Origin of the sequence: Olsenella profusa (genome assembly GCF_016900315.1) — a bacterium.
GTDB lineage: Bacteria > Actinomycetota > Coriobacteriia > Coriobacteriales > Atopobiaceae > Thermophilibacter > Thermophilibacter profusus_A.
In genome coordinates, this window is record NZ_JACSNQ010000001.1 from 135,876 (window position 1) to 152,633 (window position 16,758).

The following is a 16,758-nucleotide window of genomic DNA, read 5'->3' on the forward strand; positions in this document are numbered from 1 at the left end:
GACGGCCGCGCGCCGTCATTTGAGGAGGTACGCATGATCATCGAGGAACTTCTGCGCTATGGCATCGCCCACACCGAGGAGAAGACCGTCATCGACGCGTCTCCCGCGGTGCTGATCGAGACCGCCGTTGAGCGCGGCGAGGGCGAGCTCACGAGCACCGGCTCGCTCTCCGTCATCACGGGCCAGTACACCGGCCGCTCGCCCAAGGACCGCTTCATCGTGGACACGCCCGACGTCCACGACAAGATCGCCTGGGGCAGCGTCAACGTGCCGTTCTCCGTGGAGAACTACAACAAGGTCAAGGCGGAGGTCATCGGCCACCTCTCCGAGCGTCGCCTCTTCGTGGTGCACGGGCTGGCCGGCGCTGACCGCCGCTACTCCCGCAAGATCTGCGCCATCTGCGAGCTCGCGAGTCAGGCGCTCTTCGTCCACCAGATGCTCGTGCGCCCGGACGAGAAGGAGCTGCGCGACTTCGGCGAGGCGGACTTCGTGGTGATGGCCGCGCCGACGCTCAAGCTCGACCCGGAGGTGTACGGCACCCACTCCGAGGCGGCCGTCCTCATCAACTTCCAGGAGCGCATGATCCTCGTGGTGGGCACCCAGTACAGCGGCGAGATCAAGAAGGCGATCTTCTCCGTGATGAACTACCTGCTGCCCGTTGAGGACCACGTGCTCACCATGCACTGCTCCTGCAACATGAACCCGCGCTCGCACGGCACCACGGTCTTCTTCGGACTGTCCGGCACGGGCAAGACCACGCTTTCGGCCGCCGAGGACCGCCTGCTCATCGGCGACGACGAGCACGGCTGGGCGGACGACAAGGTCTTCAACATCGAGGGCGGCTGCTACGCCAAGACCATCGACATCACACCGGAGACCGAGCCGCAGATCTGGAACGCAATCCGCTTCGGCTCCATGTGCGAGAACGTGGTCATCGACCCGGACACCCGCGTGGCCGACTACTTTGACACCTCGCTCACCGAGAACGGCCGCGTGGCCTACCCGGTGGAGTTCGTGCCGGGCGCGGTGACCAAGGGCCGCGCCAAGCGCACCCCGGACGTGGTGATCTTCCTCACGGCCGACGCCTTCGGCGTGCTGCCGCCGATCTCAAAGCTGGACCGCGACGCCGCGATGTACCACTTCATGACCGGCTTCACCTCCAAGGTGGCGGGCACCGAGCGCGGCATCAAGGAGCCGCAGCCCACGTTCTCCTCGCTCTTCGGCGAGCCGTTCATGCCCCTTGACCCCAACGTCTACGCACAGATGCTCGGCGAGAAGATCGACCAGGGCGGCGTGCGCGTCTACCTCATCAACACCGGCTGGACCGGCGGCCCCTATGGCACCGGCAAGCGCATGAAGCTCGCCTACACCCGCAAGATGGTCGAGGCCGCCCAGTCCGGCATCATCGACGACTGCGAGTTCGTCCACGACGAGCGCTTCAACCTCGACGTGCCCACCACCTGCCCGGGCGTGCCGTCCGAGCTGCTCAACGCTCGCAACACCTGGGAGGACCGCGCTGCCTACGACAAGACCGCCGAGGCGCTGGCCCAGATGTTCGTGGACAACGCGGAGGACCGTCTGCAGACGATGGATCCCGAGGTCCGCGCCGCCGGCCCGCACCCGATCATGGGCTAGCTGGCGCGCCTGCGCGGGGGGGCAGTGCGCTGCGTTGTGGCGCGCCGCGCCGCGCCGTGCGCGATTTCAGGGGAGTGTGCGTTTTCTGCGCAAGAAAGGCCGGGCCTGTGCGTCATCGCGCGCACAGGCCCGGCCATTTTGGCGGCCAAAACGCACAGCCCCGGGATTTTTCGCGCAAGAAGGGAACTATCCCCAATTAATAGGGTTCTTCTCGCCGAGCGAGCCGTGGGCAGGAGCCTGGGCTACTCGTTCTTCTCGGCCATCTGGGCCTGGACGGCGGTGATGGCCACCACGCCCACGATGTCGTCGGCTACGCAGCCGCGCGAGAGGTCGTTCACCGGCTTGGCGATGCCCTGCAGGATGGGGCCGTAGGCCTCGGCGTTGCCGAAGCGCTGGACGAGCTTGTAGCCGATGTTGCCCGTCTCGAGGTCGGGGAAGACGAGGACGTTGGCGTGGCCGGCGACGTCGCTCTCGGGCGCCTTGAGGGCGGCCACGGTCGGCACGATGGCGGCGTCGAGCTGCAGGTCGCCGTCGACGGCGAGGGAGGGGCGCTTCTCCTTGGCAAAGACGGTGGCCTCCTGGACCTTCTTGGCAACGTCGCCGCCGGCCGAGCCCATGGTGGAGTAGGAGAGCATGGCGACCTTGGGCTCGACGTCGCCCATGAAGGCGGTCCAGGACTCCGCGGACGCCAGGGCGATCTCGGAGAGCTCCTCGGCGGTGGGGGCGATGTTGAGGCCGCAGTCGGCGAAGATCAGCGTGCCGTCGGCGCCGTACTCGGGGGTCTTGGTGCACATGACCATGAAGGCCGAGACGAGCTTGGTGCCCGGGGCGGTCTTGAGGATCTGCAGCGCCGGGCGCAGCGTGTTGGCGGTGGAGTGGCAGGCGCCGGAGACCAGGCCGTCGGCGTCGCCCATCTTGACCATCATGGTGCCGTAGTAGGTGGCGTCCATCATCTGGGCACGGGCCTGCTCGATGGTGACGCCCTTCTTGGCGCGGAGCTCGGCGAACTTCTGGGCGTAGGCCTCGTGCTTGGGGGCGGTGGGGCTCTTCGGGTCGATCACGGTCACGCCCTCGACGTCGATCGTCGCCGGGTCGCCCAGGATGACGAGGTTGGCCAGGTCCTCGGCCACGATCTTGCGCGCGGCCTCGAGGGTGCGCGGGTCCTCGCCCTCGGGCAGGACGATGGTCTTCTTGTCGGCCTTTGCCGCGGCCTTCATGCGGGCGAGAAAATCGCTCATGGGTGCTCCCTTTCGTCTCCAGGCCAGATATGGCTCCTCCTATGCCGCATTTCCCGGAATATGTGCAGGTTGGCCGGGGCGTGCGGGCGTCAGGGCCCATTATAGGAGCGAGGTGCTAGAATCAGGCGGACGATTGGGCGAGCGCGCTCGTCCTTCTCGCCCCCAGACGGGGGCTGCCTCGTAGCCTGCTGAGAGGAATGGTATGGGTATCGTGAACGGTCTGCCTGCGGGGTTCAACCCCGACACCTATGACGCCATCGTCGTCGGCGCCGGATACGCGGGGGCTGTCTGCGCCCGTCGCCTGGCCGAGTCCTGCGGCTTCAAGGTGGCCATCCTTGAGCGGCGCGACCACATTGCCGGCAACGCCTACGACTACGTCGACGACGCGGGCATCCTCGTCCACAAGTACGGTCCCCACATCTACCACACCACGAGCGAGCGCGTGAACGAGTTCCTCTCGCGCTTCACCGAGTGGACCGACTACCAGCACAAGGTGCTCGCCAACATCCACGGCACGCTCATGCCGGTGCCGTTCAACCACCGCTCCCTCAAGCTCGCCTTCGGCGAGGAGAAGGGCGAGCAGCTCTACCAGAAGCTCGTGGCCACCTTCGGCGAGAACAAGAAGGTGCCGATCATGGAGCTTCGCGAGAAGAACGACCCGGAGCTCGTTGAGGTCGCCGACTACGTCTTCGAGAACGTCTTCCTGCACTACACGATGAAGCAGTGGGGCCAGACGCCCGACGAGATCGACCCCAGCGTCACCGGCCGCGTCCCCGTCTTCGTGGGCGACGACGACCGCTACTTCCCCGGAGCCCCCTACCAGGGCATGCCGGCCGAGGGCTACACCGCCCTCTTCGAGCACATGCTCGACCACGACTGCATCGACGTCTTCCTGGCCGTGGACGCGCGCGACCTGCTCAAGGTCAGCGAGACGAGCGTCAGCGTCTGCGGGCGCCCCTACGGCGGGGAGATCATCTACACCGGCCCGCTCGACGAGCTCTTCGGCCTCGACCTCGGCGCGCTGCCGTACCGCACGCTCGACATGGACTTCGAGACCCTCGACATGGACCAGTTCCAGCCCGTGGGCACCGTCAACTACACCACGAGCGAGGACTTCACCCGCATCACCGAGTTCAAGAACATGACCGGCCAGGTGGTGCCCGGCAAGACCACCATCATGCGTGAGTACCCCAAGGCCTACGAGCCCGGCTCCGGGGAGACCCCCTACTACGCCATCCTCGAGGATGACAACCTCGCCCTCTACCGCCGCTACCGCGAGCGCGTCTCCGGTCTGGTGAACTTCCACTGCGTCGGGCGCCTGGCTGAGTACCGCTACTACGACATGGACGGCGTGGTGGCCTCCGCGCTTGACCTCTCCGACGAGATCATCTCCCAGCACAACTAGCCCCTCTGGCGGGCCCCGGCAACGGGGCCCGCATGCTGACGCAGCCGGCGCGAGGTTCTTCTCGCCTGCCGCGTGCAGGGCCCGGGGCGGCCCCTTGATACAATACGGCGACAAGGACTTCTGCCCATGAAAAAGACCATCACCTTCGGCATCCCGTGCTACAACTCCGCGGACTACATGGACCACTGCATCGAGTCCATCCTCGAGGGCACAGGCTACGCGGAGGACGTGGAGATCGTCATCGTTGACGACGGCTCCGCCAAGGACGACACGCCCGCCAAGGCCGATGCGTGGGCCGCGCGCCACCCCTCCCTCATCAAGGCCGTCCACCAGGAGAACGGCGGGCACGGCGCCGCGGTCATGAAGGCGCTTGCCAACGCGAGCGGCGTCTACTTCAAGAACGTGGACTCCGACGACTGGGTGGACGCCGACGCCGTGATGGCGCTGCTCGAGCAGCTGCGCCGCTTCGTGGAGATCGGCGACCCGGTGGACCTGGTAATCACCAACTACGTCTACGAGCACGTCGAGGACGACACGCGTAACGTCGTGGACTACCGTCACGTGCTGCCGGTGGGCCGCGTCTTCACCTGGAACGACATGGGCCACTTCATGATGTGGCAGTACCTGCTCATGCACGCGCTCACCTATCGCGTGGAGGTGCTGCGCGAGGCGGGCCTCAAGATGCCGCCGCACACCTTCTACGTGGATAACATCTACGCCTACGTGCCGTTCCCCAAGTGCCGCAGCCTCTACTACCTTGACGTCGACGTCTACCGCTACTTCATCGGCCGCGAGGACCAGTCCGTCAACGACAAGGTGCTCACGAGCCGCGTCGACCACTACTGGCGCGTGGCGCGCGTGATGATGCACGCCTACCACGTCTACCAGGACGTGGACTCCGTGAAGCTGCGCAGCTACATGATGAACTACTTCACGATCATCATGGCCATATGCTCGGTCTTCTCCAAGAAGAGCGACCGGCCGGACGCCATGGACGAGCTCCAGGCGCTTTGGGACGAGCTCAAGGCCTACGACACGCGGATGTACCGTCGCGCGCGCCACGGCGTGGTGGGGCTTGCGACCAACCTGCCGGGCACCGTGGGCCGCGCGCTCACGCTGGCGGGCTACCGTGTGGCGCAGAAGCTGGTGAAGTTCAACTAGGCTCGCCGTACGCACGTGCAGGGGGAGCGCCCCGACCTCACCGTCCGCTCACTGGGTCTTGCCCAGAAGTCGCTGACGGGGAGGTCGGGGCGCTCCTGTCACGCGCGGGGTCTCGCGGCGAACTATGCGTCTCGAAGGTCGCGGGCGGCAGGGTAGCCGTAGGCCCCGTGCGCGGAGCGGGCACCGTCCACGATCGCGCGCCCGAGCGCACGCACGGCGAGTGCACCCACCACGTCCACCGGCGCCTCAACCGCGCCCGTGGCCATCACGAAGACGGTGTCGCCGTCGTTGGTGGTATGGGTGGGGGAGATGGCGTGGGCGTAGGCGTCGGCGGCCATCTGGGCAACCTTGGTGGCCTGTGCCTTGGTAAGCCGCGCGTTGGTGACCACACAGGAGATGGTGGTGTTGGTGCGCTCGAGCGGCATCTGCGCCTCGTTGCCCAGCAGCGTCTCGACGCTGCTGGCAAGAGCCGTGCCGTCCGCCGTGCGCAGGCCCGCCACGCGCTCGCCGGTGTCCGGGTCCACCACGTCGCCGCAGGCGTTCACGGCCGAGACCGCCCCGCAGACGAGCTCTCCGGCGCGCTCCACGTCCTCGCCGAGGCCCGATTTCATCGCACGCTCCGGGCCCGCGAGCTTGCCTATGGTGCAGCCGCAGCCCGCGCCCACGCAGCCGCGCTCGAGCGGCTCGCCGGCGTGCTCGAAGGCCGCCGCGCAGGCCGCACGGCCCTCCTCGACGCCGGGGCGCACGTGCGCGTCGCCGCAGGCAAGGTCGAACAGACACGCCCCCGAGACGATTGGCACCCGAGCCACGCCCACGTCGAGGCCGTACCCGCGGCGCTCGAGCTCCTCGGCCACGCCGCAGGAGGCGGCGAGTCCGTAGGCGCTCCCTCCGGAGAGCGCGACCGCGTGGAGCTCCTCGACGGTCTCCTCCGGGCGCAGCAGGTCGGTCTCGCGCGTGGCAGGGGCGCCGCCGCGCACGTCAACGCCCCCGACGCAGCCGTCGGGGCAGACGATGACGGTGCAGCCGGTGCCGGCGGCCTCGAGCGTGGCGTGGCCGGCCAGGACGCCGGGGATCTGGGTGATGCTTGCGATCGCGTGCGCCGCGGGGGCGTCGGCCGAGGTCGGGCTAGGCAAGGGGTCCTCCCTTCTCGATGGCGCGCGCGACGAGGTCCTTCTCGCCGATGAGCGAGCCGAGCTCGCGGACGAGGCGTGACACGGGCAGGCCGACGACGTTTTGGTAGTCGCCGCGTATGGAGCGCACGAGCAGCCGACCGGCGCCCTGGATGCCGTAGGCGCCCGCCTTGTCACGGGGCTCGCCGCTGGCCACGTAGGCCGCGACCTCGGTCTCGGTGAGCTCCCAGAAGGTGACGTCGGTAGTCTCGACGAAGTATGTCTCGCGCGCCCCTCCCGCCACGGCTTGGTCAGGGGCGAGGAGACAGGCACCCGTGGAGACATGGTGCGTGCGGCCGGAGAGCTCGCGCAGCATCCGGGCCGCGTCGGCGTCGTCGGCGGGCTTGCCGAGCACCTCGCCGTCGTCGTCCCAGACGATGGTGTCCGCGGCCACGAGGGCCCGTGCGCCGTCCGTGCCGTCGAGCAGCCGTGACAGGACCGCGCGGGCCTTCTGGCGCGCGAGCCTCCCGACGAGCTCCACCGGGCTCTCCGCTTCGCGGCGCGTCTCGTCGATGTCCGCCGGCGCCACCGTGAGCGCAAAGCCGGCCTGCTCGAGCAGCTCGCGACGCCGCGGCGACTGCGACGCCAGAATCAGGTGCACGTTCTCTGTGGGTCCCACGTCTCACTCCTCACTGTGCGTCGCGGGGTGCGCGCCGCATACAAAAAGGCGGGAGCCGATCGGCCCCCGCCAGGCGTTCGATGACGACTGCCAGCTACTCGACCGTGATGGCGGAGACGGGGCAGTTGTCGGCGGCCTCCTGAGCGCTGTCCTCGGCGTCCTCGGGCACGTCCTCCTCGATGGCGACGGCCACGCCGTCGTCGGAGATGGAGAAGACGTCCGGGCAGGTGCCCTCGCAGAGCCCGCAGCCGATGCAATCCTCGTTAACAGTAGCCTTCATGTTTGGTTCCTCTCTCTTGCCTGAGCCCCCTGCCCAGGTTTCCTCACTTTTGTACCCGTTTTGCCCCATGCGCGCAACCGTCACCCGCGTATAGCCCAAAAAGACGCCCCAGCGGCTCTGAGCTGCGGATTATTCCTAGCGTTGCGCGGGGAATTATGCGAGGGGCGCTTCCCGTGCGCTGCTGACTCGCCCGTGGTCACGTCAAGTGGCTGAAGCGTGACTTCGAGCGAGCCGTGCATCAACGCCTCGTTCAAAGTCACGCAATCGGCGAGAAGAACGTGACGAAGAGCGAGTCGACCCGTTGAAACTCGCCCGAAGTCACGCTCTGAGAGGGCAAAGCGTGACTTCGGGCGAGTCGCGTAGCGCGAGCTCGGCATCAGACACAAGCGGTCGCCAGCGCGCCCGACTACGCGCGCTCGAGCAGCGTGACCGTCTCGACGTGGAAGGTCTGCGGGAACAGGTCGACCGGCGTCACGCGGGCGGGCGCGAAGGTGCCGGCCTCAGCAAAGCGGGCGAGGTCGCGCGCCAGCGTGGCCGGGTCGCAACTCACGTAGGCGATCGCGCGCGCCGGCTGCTCGGAGAGGCGGCTCACCACGTCGGCGGCAAGGCCCGCGCGCGGCGGGTCGACCACGATGACGTCGGCGTCCACGTCGGGGAACTCGCGCCCGGCGTCCCCGCCGATGGGGTCGACGTTGTCGAGCCCGGCGGAGTCGATGTTGCGGCGCAGGTCGCGCACGGCCGGTCCGTAGGACTCCACCGCGGAGACGAAGCCCGCACGACGCGCGAGCGGCAGCGTGAAGGTGCCTGCGCCGCAGTAGAGGTCCATGGCCTCCTCGTCCGCGGCGGGGCGGAGCGCCTCGAGCACGAGGTCGACGAGCTTCTCGGCGCCGCGCGTGTTCACCTGGAAGAAGGACGGGGCCGACACGCGCATGCGCTCGTCGCCTACCTGCTCGCCCCAGGAGCCCGCGCCGGAGAGACACTCGACCCCGGCGATCTTGCGGGCCTTGGCCGGGCCCTTCTGCATGACGCGCACCACCGAGGTGGGGGAGAGCGCGTCGGCGAGTACCTTGGCCGCCTGGGCGCGCGGGAAGCCGCCGGGACGGTCCCAGAGCGCCACCTCCACCTCGCGCGTGCGCTGGGAGACGCGGATGCCCACGCGCTCGAGGTCGAGGTGGTGGCTGCCCGCGAGGTAGCCGAGCGCGCCGGAGACGGCCTTCACGGCCTTGGCGTGGCGGCGGTCCAGCAGGGCGCAGGACGTGACCTTCACCACGTCCTTCTCGCCCCGGCCGTGCATGCCCAGGGAGACGCGTCCGCCCTCGTGCGAGACGGCGAGCTCGACCTTGTTGCGGTAGCCCCATGGCTCGGACGGCGAGACGAGCGGCGCCACGAGGGCCTCGGCGCGCTCCGTGCCCATGCGGCCCACGCGCGCGAGGGCGTCGACCACGCCGGCGCGCTTGGCCTGCGTCTGCGCCTCGTAGGAGAGCGCGGCCCAGGGGCAGCCGCCGCAGACGCTCGCGTAGGGGCAGGCGGGCGTCACGCGCGCGTCCGAGCCTGAGAGCACCTCGAGGGTCGTCGCGTGCGCCCAGCGGTCCTCCTCGCGGTCGACGCGGACGCGGACGGTGTCGCCCGCCACGGCGCCGCTCACAAAGATCGCCTTGCCCTCGGCGTCGTGCGCGACGGCGTCGGGGCCGTAGGACATGCGCTCGACGGTCAGCTCGAGCTCCCGTTGCTGGCTCACTCGTCACCCCCGCCAAAGAGGGTGCCGAAGGCCTGGCCAAAGAGGGAGAGCGCGCGCGAGACGCGACCGCGCTTGCGCGGCGCGGCAGCCGGCCGCGTGGGAGCGGGGGCCGGAGCTGCCGGGGCGGTGCGCTCCGGCGAGAAGGACGCGGGTGCCGCGGGCTCGCTCGGAGCCGTCGCGGCAGGCGTGGGCGTTGCGGGCGCGACCTCGGGCGCCGGCTGCGGCGCCGCGGGCTCGACGGCCTGCTCGACCGGCGTAGCCGGCTCGGCGGCGGCCTCGGCGACCTCCTCCGCGGGCTCCTCCCTCACCGAGGCGAGCGCGGGGACCGCGTCCTCGGCGGGCTTGATCTTCTCGGCGCGGCCGGCGCGGGAGCGCTCCTCCGCGGCGGCGCGGGCCCTCTGGTAGGCCTCCAGCAGCAGCTCCTCCTGGCAGTTCATGCGCGGGGCACCGGGGTCGGCGTCCACGTGCGCCCAGGTACCCTGGGCGGTGAGCTGGCGGGCCTTGACGTTGTCGGAGAGCTGGAGCCGCACGAAGTGTCGGACGATCTCCGAGCACGCCGGGTCGCGCACCGGGAAGGCGATCTCCACGCGGCGCTCGGTGTTTCTCGTCATCATGTCGGCGCTGGAGAGGTAGATCGTGTCCATGTCCTCGCCGAAGGCGTAGATGCGGGCGTGCTCGAGGAAGCGGCCCGCGATCTGGCGCACCACGAGGCCGTCGGTCTTGCCGGGGACGCCCGCCTTGATGCAGCAGATGCCGCGGACGATCATCACGACCTTGACGCCCGCCTCGCAGGCCTCGGAGATCTTGTCGATGACGTCGCGGTCCGTGAGGGAGTTCATCTTGAGGACGACCTTGGCCGGCTCTCCGGCGCGGGCGTGGGAGATCTCGCGGTCGAGGCCGCGCATGACGAGCGGCTTCAGGCTCACCGGCGCCACGCCGAGGTGGCGGTAGGTGCCGCGAAGGTTGCCGAGCGAGAGGTTGCGGAAGAACGTGTTGCCGTCCGCGCCGATGCCCTCGTCGGCGGTGAGGAGCATGAAGTCGGAGTAGAGCTTGGCGGTCTTCTCGTTGAAGTTGCCGGTGCCGAGGCAGGTGATGCGGCTGATGCCGTCACGGTCGTGGTAGGTGATCTGGCAGATCTTGGAGTGGCACTTGAAGCCCTCGGAGCCGTAGATCACCGTGCAGCCGGCGTCTTCGAGACGCTCGGCCCAGGCGATGTTGTTCGCCTCGTCGAAGCGGGCGCGCAGCTCCATGAGCACGGTCACGTCCTTGCCGGCCTCGGCGGCGCTGATGAGGCTCTCGCAGAGGTGCGAGCTCTTGGCCACGCGGTAGAGCGTGATCTTGATGGAGATGCAGGCGTCGTCGCCGGAGGCCTCGCGCACGAGGCGCAGCAGCGGCGTCATGGACTCGTAGGGGTAGGTGAGCAGGACGTCGTGGTCCTCCACCTGGCCGCGCATGGGCTGGGAGAGGTCGACCATCGAGGAGATCTGCGGCTCGAAGGAGCGGAACACGCAGGCGGCGTGCTCGTGGTCGGGGATGTGGGACTCGAGCCCGTAGACGTAGCCGAGGTCGATGGGGCGGGTGAGGCGGAAGATGCGTCGCGGCTCCAGTGCGAGCTCGTCGGCGATGAAGCCCTCGAGCGCCTTGCCGAGCTTGCCGCGGATCTCAAGGCGCACCGGCTGGAGGCGCTGGCGGAGCTTGAGAACCTTCTTCATGTGCTGGCGGTAGTCCTCCTCCTCCTCGACGCCCTCGCCGTCCGGGTCGATGTCGGCGTTGCGGGTCACGCGGATCACAGCCGAGCGCTTGGGGACGTAGTCGCCGAAGCACTGGTCGAGGCAGGTCTGGAGCACGTCCTCGAGCAGCGTGTAGCGCCACGCCTTGCCCGTGGAGGGCAGCGCCACCACGCGCTGCTCGGTGGCCGGGACCTCGATGATGCCCAGAAGGCCGGTCTCGTCCGTGCCGTCGAGCGAGCAGGCCACGAAGAGGCGGCCGTTCCTCAGGTTGGGGAAGGGGTGGCGCGGGTCGACGATGAGCGGCGAGATGATCGGCGCGAGCCGGCGGTCGAAGTGGCGCTGCACGGCCGCGCGGTCGGCCTCGGTGTAGTCGGCGGGGGAGACGCGCACGAGCCCGCGCTCGGCGAGAAGCGCCTCGACCTCGGCGAGCCCGCGCTCGTGGCGCTCGATGAGCGGCGGCAGCGCCTCGAAGATGGCGTCGAGCTGCTCGGCAGGCGTCATGTTGGACTTGTTGTCCTTGGGCTGGTTCTTGAGGGAGGCGAGGTCGGAGAGGCCGCCCACGCGGATCATGAACCACTCGTCGAGGTTGGACTCCACGATCTCGCAGAACTTGAGGCGCTCGAAGATCGGCACGGCGGGGTCGTAGGCCTCGTCGAGGATGCGGTCGTCAAAGCGCAGCCAGCTGATCTCGCGGTTCTGGGTGTAGGAGAAGTCGCGCGCGGGCTTGTCCTTGCCGGACTTGGGGGACTTGTCCTTCTCGCCCTTCTCCGACTTGTCGCCCTTCTCGCCCTTGGCCGGCTTGACGCGGTCCTTCTCCTTGGGGCGCGTCTCGACGACGTCGGCGCGCGTGTCCTTGTCCAGTTCCTTGCTCATGGGAGCTCCGCCCCTTCTCTGTGTGCGGCGCCACGCGGGCGCCGGAATATGGCATCTTCTGATGATAGCAGCCGGGTGCCCGCCCGGGCGGGCCGGGTGAGTTATGGTTGTGAAAGGCATTTCAGGAAGGCGAGGTCTCAAGGGGAGGGCCCGTGTACGAAGGACTCAACGTGCGCTCGGAGATCGGGCGCCTGCGCAAGGTCATGCTCTACCGGCCGGGGGCGGAGCTCCTGAACCTCTCACCGGACACCCTGGGGCCGCTGCTCTTTGACGACATCCCCTTCCTCGAGGAGGCCCAGCGCGAGCACGACGCCTTCGCGCAGTTGCTGCGTGACGAGGGCGTGGAGGTGCTCTACCTCGACGAGCTCGTGGCCGAGGCGCTCGACGCGGCACCGGGGGCGCGTGCCGCCTTCTGCGAGCGCTGGATCGACGAGTCGGGCCTTGCGGGCCGCGCCGCGCGGCAGGCCGTGCGCGAGCTCCTCGATGACATTACGGACACCCGCGCGCTCGTGCGCCGCTGCATCGCCGGCGTGCGCGTGGACGAGCTCGGGCTCTCCCCGGCGCGCGCTGCGTCGCTCGCGGACCTCGTGCTCACGGACGCCAACGCGAGCACGCCCCTTGCCATCGACCCGATCCCCAACATCTACTTCACGCGCGACACCTTCTCCGTGATCGGCGCGGGCGCCTCCGTGAACCGCATGCTCACCACCACCCGCCGGCGCGAGAGCATCTTCGGCGAGTTCGTGCTGCGCCACCACCCCGTCTACGGCGGAGCGCCGCTCTGGTACACGCCGGAGGCCCCCTACCACATCGAGGGTGGCGACATCCTGGTCCTGGGCCCGGACGTGGTGGGCGTGGGCATCTCCGAGCGCACCTCGGCCGCGGCCGTGGACGTGCTCGCGCACCGCCTCCTCTGGGGCGGGACGGACCCGTCGGGCGGCGAGCGCCCCGGGCAGAGTGGTCCGGGCGCGGCGGGCGAGAAGAACCCGGCCGCGCTGCCCGACTCCGGCATCCGCCGGGTGATGGCCTTCTCGATCCCGCACAAGCGCTCCTTCATGCACCTCGACACCGTGTTCACGCAGGTGGACGTCGACACCTTCACGGTGCACCCGGGCATCCTGGGGACGCTCCACGTCTTCGAGCTCACCCGCGGGGCGCGCCCCGGCGAGGTGACCATCCGCGAACTCGACGAGTCGCTCGACGTGGCGCTTGCCCGCGCGCTCGGGCTGGATGCGGTCCGGCTCATCAAGTGCGGCGGGGACGATGCCATCGCCGCAGCGCGCGAGCAGTGGAACGACGGCTCCAACACGCTGGCCGTGCGGCCCGGGCGCGTCCTGGTCTACCAGCGAAACGCCGTCACCAACGACATCCTGGCGCGCGCGGGCGTCGAGCTTCTGGAGGTGCCCTCCGCCGAGCTCTCCCGCGGGCGCGGCGGCCCGCACTGCATGTCGATGGCTTTCTGGCGCGACGCGCTGTAGGGGAGCGCCCGCCGGCCGCGGGTCCTTCTCGCCGGGCGCGTCGCGCCGGTTTCGCCCCGGTCAACGGGGTGCGCGACCGCCTGTGCCCTGAGGTACAATCGGGGCCTGCTCATCACCCCGAAGGGAGAAGAACATGGCCGTCAGCCTCACCGGACGCAACTTCCTCAAGCTCCTCGACTTCACGCCCGAGGAGATTCGCTACCTCATCGACCTCTCCGCCGAGCTCAAGGAGAAGAAGCACGCGGGCGAGCCCCACCGCTACCTCGAGAGCAAAAACGTCGCCCTCATCTTCGAGAAGACGTCCACGCGCACGCGCTGCTCCTTCGAGGTGGGCGCTGCCGACCTCGGCATGCACGCGGTCTATCTGGACCCGAGCGCGAGCCAGATCGGAAAGAAGGAGTCGATCGCCGACACCGCGCGCGTCCTCGGGCGCATGTTCGACGGCATCGAGTACCGCGGCTTCGGCCAGGAGCGCGTCGAGGAGCTCGCCGCCTACGCGGGCGTGCCGGTGTGGAACGGCCTCACCACCGAGTTCCACCCCACGCAGATGATCGCCGACGTCCTCACGATGGAGGAGGAGTTCGGCCGTGACGGCATGCGCGGGCGCAAGGTCACCTTCATGGGAGACGCGGGCAACAACGTGGGCAACTCGCTCATGGTGGTCTGCGCCAAGCTCGGCATCGACTTCTGCGCCTGCGGGCCTGCCGAGCAGATGCCGGACGCCAAGCTGGTGGAGACCTGCCGCGCCGTGGCCGCCGAGACGGGCGCCACGATCGCGCTGACGCCGGACGTCGACGAGGGCGCCCGCGACGCGAGCGTTATCTACACCGACATCTGGGTCTCGATGGGCGAGTCCTCCGACCTCTGGGGCGAGCGCATCCGCCTGCTCTCCCCGTACCAGGTGAACGCCGAGCTCATGGCCAAGGCCGCCCCCGACGCGATCTTCATGCACTGCCTGCCGAGCTTCCACGACCGCAAGACCACGATCGGCGAGGAGGTCTACGAGAAGTTCGGCCTGGGTGAGCTCGAGGTGACCGACGAGGTCTTCGAGGGCCCGCGCAGCCGCGTCTTCGACGAGGCCGAGAACCGCCTGCACTCGATTAAGGCGGTGATGCTGGCCACGCTGCGCTAGGACGACCGGGCGCCTGGCCCGGACCCCAGCGCCCGGCGAGAAGAACGCGCGGGGCGCTGAGGTGTTTTGCGCGCCTGGGCGCTTGCAAAATGCCGGCCGTTGCGCGGCGCGGGCGCGTTCCTGCTTTGAGATTGGGGGATGGCGCGCCGTTGGTCGCGGCGGCGCTTTGAAATGCTTTGAAATCGGGGCCCGTTGCGGCCTGCGCGGACGTGTTTTCGCCCGGCAGGCCGCAACGGGCCCCGCTCTTTAAGCAACTGTGTACACCGGGGCGCAACGGTCCCCGATCCCTAAGCAGAAACGCTTGGCCGGGCCGCGACACCCCGCGTTTTCCAAGCAGCACGCAACCGGCTGCCACAGCGTCGCCCCGTGGCGAGAAGAACGTCCCGAAGCCGACGCTTACGCCGAGCGTTCTTCTCGCCGGGTCGCCTGGGTGACGGGTTGGAATGGCCTGGGTAGCCCCGGCTCTTGGCAGGCGGCTAGTACACCATCCCCATGGCCTCGCGGACCTCCGCCAGGGTGGCTGCGGCCACCTCGCGGGCGCGACGGTTGCCCTCGTGGATGACGTCGGCCACGTAGTCCCTGTCCTTCTCGATCTGGGTGCGGCGCTCGCGGATGGGGGCGAAGTAGGTGTTCACGGCCTCGGTGACGTACTTCTTGAGCTGGCCGGCGCCGTCCATGCCGATCTCCTCGGCGATCTCCCTGGGGTCGCGGCCGCTGCAGATGCCGGCGGTGGTGAGCAGGCCGGAGATCTCGGGGCGCGTCTCCGGGTCAAAGGTGATCATGCGCTCGGAGTCGCTCTTGGACTTCTTGATGAGCTTCGCCGTCTCCTCGGCGGTCATGGAGATCGAGATCGCGTTGCCGTAGGACTTGCTCATCTTGCGGCCGTCGAGGCCCGGGAGCAGCGGCGTGGAGGTGAGCAGCCCCGCCGGCTCCGGGAAGACGTGGCCGTAGCGCTCGTTGAAGCGGCGGGCGATCTTGTCGGTTATCTCGATGTGGGGGAGCTGGTCGCGGCCCACCGGGACGACGTTGGCCTTGCAGAAGAGGATGTCGCAGGCCTGGTGGACCGGGTAGGTGAGCAGCAGCCCGGTGAGCGCGTGGCCGGAGGCCTCCTGCTCGGCCTTGACGGTGGGGTTGCGCTCCATCTCAGCCTCGGTGACGAGGGAGAGGAACGGCAGCATGAGCTGGTTGAGCTCGGGCACGGCCGAGTGGGTGAAGATCGTGGTCTTGTCGGGGTCGATGCCGCAGGCCAGGTAGTCGATCACCATGTTGTAGACGTTGTCGGCGATGTGCTCGGTGGTGTCGCGGTCGGTGATGACCTGGTAGTCGGCGATGACGATGTTGGTGCGCACGCCCATGTCCTGCATCCGCACGCGGTCGATGAGCGTGCCGAAGTAGTGGCCGAGGTGCAGCCGCCCGGTGGGGCGGTCGCCGCTGAGCATCGTGTAGGCGCCGGCGTTCTTCTGGAGGTCGACGTGGACCTCGTCGCTGCGGCGCAGCGCCGCCTCGTAGCTTCCCTCGTTAGGCATGGTGACTCCTTGCGTGTCAGCGCCGCGGGCGGCGCGTTCTTCTCGACGGCCCCTAATGGTACGGCAAACGCGCGGTCTGTGGTGGGGAGGGCGGCAAAACCCTGCTAGAATGGAGCGGTTAGGTCAGCGACGCGAGGGGAGAGCCCGTGGCAAGCTCATATGGCACGGACGCCGACAAGAGCTCCCTCAGGAGCAACTACCTCGCTGTCCGCGGGACCCTGCCCCAGGCGAACCGCGCCACCGCAGACGCCCGCATCCGGGAGGCGCTTTCCGGCTTCGAGCTCTTCGAGCGGGCGCGCGTGGTGCTTGCCTACGTCTCCTTCGGCCCTGAGGTCGACACCCGTACGCTCATTGGGGGGCTGCTCGCCGAGGGCCGTCGCGTGGCGGTCCCGCGCGTGGAGCGCGCCTGGCACAAGATGTCCTTCTCTGAGATTGCGTCCTTTGACGAGCTTTCGCCGGGAACGATGGGCATCCTCGAGCCGCCCGCAGACACCCCCAAGCTCACGGTGCCGGACATGGTTCGGACGGTCTGCCTGGTGCCGGGCCTCGTCTTTGACGGGGCGGGCCGCCGCGTGGGCTACGGCGGCGGCTACTACGACCGCTTCCTCGCGTTCTACCCCGGGGAAAAGATCGGCTTGGCGCGGGCCACGATGCTCTCGTCGAACCCCCTGCCCGCAGACGCCCTCGACGTGCCCGTGGACTTCATCGCCACCGAAGGCTCCGTCTGGAACTGCCGCGCATACCGCTAGCACGCGGTGCGGCGTGCGGGGCCCG

At 69.0% G+C, this 16,758-nt stretch carries 13 protein-coding genes; 6 read left to right on the plus strand and 7 right to left on the minus strand.

The features are described 5' to 3' along the window. The first annotated feature begins 33 nt into the window (after window positions 1-33). Complete coding sequence (gene pckA / locus H9X80_RS00595) at window positions 34-1,635, plus strand: phosphoenolpyruvate carboxykinase (ATP) (RefSeq protein ID WP_204792405.1); 1,602 nt, start codon at window positions 34-36, stop codon at window positions 1,633-1,635. A gap of 242 nt (window positions 1,636-1,877) precedes the next feature. Here the strand turns inward: pckA and pta are convergent, their stop codons facing one another. Then, window positions 1,878-2,873: a phosphate acetyltransferase gene (pta, locus tag H9X80_RS00600; protein WP_204792406.1), complete on the minus strand. Its 996-nt coding sequence runs from the start codon at window positions 2,871-2,873 to the stop codon at window positions 1,878-1,880. 202 nt (window positions 2,874-3,075) lie between these two features. Between pta and glf the strand changes: the two genes are divergently transcribed. Together glf and H9X80_RS00610 are read left to right on the plus strand one after the other, a co-directional pair. Further along, window positions 3,076-4,278 carry a UDP-galactopyranose mutase gene (gene glf, locus H9X80_RS00605; RefSeq protein WP_204792407.1) on the plus strand — a complete coding sequence of 401 codons (1,203 nt, stop codon included), beginning with the start codon at window positions 3,076-3,078 and terminating at the stop codon, window positions 4,276-4,278. A gap of 126 nt (window positions 4,279-4,404) precedes the next feature. Beyond that, the gene (locus tag H9X80_RS00610) at window positions 4,405-5,439 is read left to right on the plus strand and encodes a glycosyltransferase family 2 protein (protein WP_204792408.1); all 1,035 of its coding nucleotides are present in this window, start codon (window positions 4,405-4,407) and stop codon (window positions 5,437-5,439) included. Window positions 5,440-5,561: 122 nt separating this feature from the next. Here the strand turns inward: H9X80_RS00610 and H9X80_RS00615 are convergent, their stop codons facing one another. The 5 genes from H9X80_RS00615 to ppk1 form a co-directional block, all read right to left on the minus strand. After that, a complete protein-coding gene (locus H9X80_RS00615) occupies window positions 5,562-6,572 on the minus strand; it encodes a P1 family peptidase (RefSeq protein ID WP_239471403.1) in 1,011 nt (336 codons plus the stop codon). Next, on the minus strand, window positions 6,565-7,227 hold the full coding sequence (locus tag H9X80_RS00620) for a Maf family protein (protein ID WP_428832961.1): 663 nt from the start codon (window positions 7,225-7,227) through the stop codon (window positions 6,565-6,567). Before H9X80_RS00620 ends, H9X80_RS00615 begins: the two co-directional genes overlap by 8 nt. Before the next feature lie 94 nt (window positions 7,228-7,321). Further along, window positions 7,322-7,507: a ferredoxin gene (locus H9X80_RS00625; RefSeq protein ID WP_204792409.1), complete on the minus strand. Its 186-nt coding sequence runs from the start codon at window positions 7,505-7,507 to the stop codon at window positions 7,322-7,324. Window positions 7,508-7,913: 406 nt separating this feature from the next. Next, window positions 7,914-9,206 carry a 23S rRNA (uracil(1939)-C(5))-methyltransferase RlmD gene (rlmD, locus tag H9X80_RS00630; protein ID WP_204792524.1) on the minus strand — a complete coding sequence of 431 codons (1,293 nt, stop codon included), beginning with the start codon at window positions 9,204-9,206 and terminating at the stop codon, window positions 7,914-7,916. A gap of 35 nt (window positions 9,207-9,241) precedes the next feature. Further along, window positions 9,242-11,848, minus strand: a complete 2,607-nt coding sequence (gene ppk1, locus H9X80_RS00635) for a polyphosphate kinase 1 (RefSeq protein WP_204792410.1) — start codon at window positions 11,846-11,848, stop codon at window positions 9,242-9,244. Window positions 11,849-12,000: 152 nt separating this feature from the next. Here ppk1 and H9X80_RS00640 point away from each other — a divergent pair, with 152 nt between their 5' ends. Then, window positions 12,001-13,326 carry an arginine deiminase family protein gene (locus tag H9X80_RS00640; RefSeq protein ID WP_204792411.1) on the plus strand — a complete coding sequence of 442 codons (1,326 nt, stop codon included), beginning with the start codon at window positions 12,001-12,003 and terminating at the stop codon, window positions 13,324-13,326. Between the two features lie 133 nt (window positions 13,327-13,459). After that, window positions 13,460-14,458, plus strand: coding sequence for an ornithine carbamoyltransferase (gene argF, locus H9X80_RS00645; protein WP_204792412.1), 999 nt, complete (start codon window positions 13,460-13,462; stop codon window positions 14,456-14,458). Between the two features lie 476 nt (window positions 14,459-14,934). Here the strand turns inward: argF and trpS are convergent, their stop codons facing one another. Next, window positions 14,935-15,984, minus strand: a complete 1,050-nt coding sequence (gene trpS, locus H9X80_RS00650) for a tryptophan--tRNA ligase (RefSeq protein WP_204792413.1) — start codon at window positions 15,982-15,984, stop codon at window positions 14,935-14,937. A 146-nt stretch (window positions 15,985-16,130) separates the two neighbouring features. Here trpS and H9X80_RS00655 point away from each other — a divergent pair, with 146 nt between their 5' ends. Then, window positions 16,131-16,733: a 5-formyltetrahydrofolate cyclo-ligase gene (locus H9X80_RS00655; protein ID WP_204792414.1), complete on the plus strand. Its 603-nt coding sequence runs from the start codon at window positions 16,131-16,133 to the stop codon at window positions 16,731-16,733. Window positions 16,734-16,758: the final 25 nt, after the last annotated feature.

Coding starts and splice junctions, on each gene's coding strand:
- argF (WP_204792412.1), top strand. CDS start 13,460: ATGGCCGTCAGCCTCACCGGACGCAACTTCCTCAAGCTCCTCGACTTC.
- H9X80_RS00625 (WP_204792409.1), bottom strand. CDS start 7,507: ATGAAGGCTACTGTTAACGAGGATTGCATCGGCTGCGGGCTCTGCGAG.
- pckA (WP_204792405.1), top strand. CDS start 34: ATGATCATCGAGGAACTTCTGCGCTATGGCATCGCCCACACCGAGGAG.
- ppk1 (WP_204792410.1), bottom strand. CDS start 11,848: ATGAGCAAGGAACTGGACAAGGACACGCGCGCCGACGTCGTCGAGACG.
- rlmD (WP_204792524.1), bottom strand. CDS start 9,206: ATGTCCTACGGCCCCGACGCCGTCGCGCACGACGCCGAGGGCAAGGCG.
- H9X80_RS00610 (WP_204792408.1), top strand. CDS start 4,405: ATGAAAAAGACCATCACCTTCGGCATCCCGTGCTACAACTCCGCGGAC.
- glf (WP_204792407.1), top strand. CDS start 3,076: ATGGGTATCGTGAACGGTCTGCCTGCGGGGTTCAACCCCGACACCTAT.
- trpS (WP_204792413.1), bottom strand. CDS start 15,984: ATGCCTAACGAGGGAAGCTACGAGGCGGCGCTGCGCCGCAGCGACGAG.
- pta (WP_204792406.1), bottom strand. CDS start 2,873: ATGAGCGATTTTCTCGCCCGCATGAAGGCCGCGGCAAAGGCCGACAAG.